Origin of the sequence: Streptomyces novaecaesareae (assembly GCF_000716875.1) — a bacterium.
Lineage (GTDB): Bacteria > Actinomycetota > Actinomycetes > Streptomycetales > Streptomycetaceae > Kitasatospora > Kitasatospora novaecaesareae.
Genome location: NZ_JNWQ01000190.1, coordinates 1 through 1,454 on the forward strand (window position 1 = coordinate 1; position 1,454 = coordinate 1,454).

2 protein-coding genes are annotated in these 1,454 nt (G+C 66.6%); one reads left to right on the top strand and one right to left on the bottom strand.

Annotated features, from left to right (window positions below):
* Positions 1-339: 339 nt before the first annotated feature.
* Positions 340-660: a hypothetical protein gene (locus OP86_RS32395; RefSeq protein WP_033334447.1), complete on the bottom strand. Its 321-nt coding sequence runs from the start codon at positions 658-660 to the stop codon at positions 340-342.
* Positions 661-986: 326 nt separating this feature from the next.
* Here OP86_RS32395 and OP86_RS32400 point away from each other — a divergent pair, with 326 nt between their 5' ends.
* Positions 987-1,364 carry a DJ-1/PfpI family protein gene (locus OP86_RS32400; protein WP_030062448.1) on the top strand — a complete coding sequence of 126 codons (378 nt, stop codon included), beginning with the start codon at positions 987-989 and terminating at the stop codon, positions 1,362-1,364.
* Positions 1,365-1,454 lie beyond the last annotated feature (90 nt).

The following is a 1,454-nucleotide window of genomic DNA, read 5'->3' on the forward strand; positions in this document are numbered from 1 at the left end:
AGCAGAAGACGGCATACGAGATTTCTGCCTGTCTCGTGGGCTCGGAGATGTGTATAAGAGACAGCCCCACACCCCACACCCCACAATTCCAACCGAATAAAGAACGCCATCGGCAGCCAATCACCAAATTATCCACACGGAATTCACGGCTGAATTCACCACTGAATACAGGCCCGAAACCCCCACCGACCCCGTCAGCAGGCCGACAGGGCCCCTGGCCCCACCCACCACCACACACAGTCACCACAGCAGCCACCAACCCGACACCCCAACAGGTCCAACCAAAGGTCCAGACAACATGGGCTGTGGGGCCATTCCACGCCTCACAACACCAACAGGTCACACCCGCCTTCCCACCGATAGAGCCCGGCAGGTCCAGCACGGGCGCAGCGCGGCGTTCGCCGCCCGGGCGGCTTCCAGCTGTTCTTCGGCCTCCCGTTCCAGGCGCTCCGTGTGTTCCTGATGGCAGGGCCAGCAGCGGCCGCCGGGGCGGCGGGTCCACTGCTTGCGGCCGCCCGGACCGTACTCCCAAGTGCTCTCCTGCTCGGGGACCTGGCCGCAGTCGGCGCAGGCCAGGGTCTGCATCAGCTCGCGGTGGGCCTTGTGCTGCTCGCGCTCCCGGACGGCCAGGCAGCCTTCTGGTGCCGCCCGCCCCACCACGCTCGGCCAGCACCAGCCGGACGCGGAGAAGAAGAAGGCCTGCGGCAGGCGAGGGAACCCGGACCGCCCCTACCCCACCCAACCAATCACCGCCCACAAGCCAAGGGCAGGAAGGGGGAGGGTTGTCGGGGTGGCGAGTTCCGCCTTGACGGCGACTCACCATGGCACCTGATCTGCTGATTCACTCGGGCTCCACAGCTCCTCCTGTTGTCCTCGTCCGCAACAACACACATGGTGGTAGGACAGCTCTTCCGCCCCCAGCAGGTCGGCTCAGTCACCAGGAACATCCCCATGACCGAATCCTCGGCCCCCGGCATGAAGCCCCGGTGAAAACCATCGCCTTCGTCCAGTACCCGGGCCTCACCCCGCTCGACATCGTCGGCCCACTGCAGGTCCTCAGTCTGCTGTCCCACCTCGCCCCCGGTTACGACACGGTCGTGGTCGGCGAGCGGATCGAACCGATGGCAACCGACACCCCGCTGTCCCTGGTTCCCAGCCACACCTTCGAGACCATGCCCGATCCGTACGCGCTCATCGTGCCCGGTGGCACGGTCCCCACCCTCGCCGCGATGGCCGACGAGAAGCTGCTGGACAAGCTGCGTACCGCGGCCGCACGGTCCGAGATCGTCGGCTCCGTGTGCACCGGCTCGCTGCTGCTCGCCGCCGCCGGTCTCCTGGAAGGACGCCGGGCCAACTCGCACTGAGCTAATTCCATCCTGAAATCTGCAGGTCACGGGGGCTGGCGTGGTGCGCGGTCGGGGTGCTCGGGCCGGGCACGGGCTTGATCGCGATCG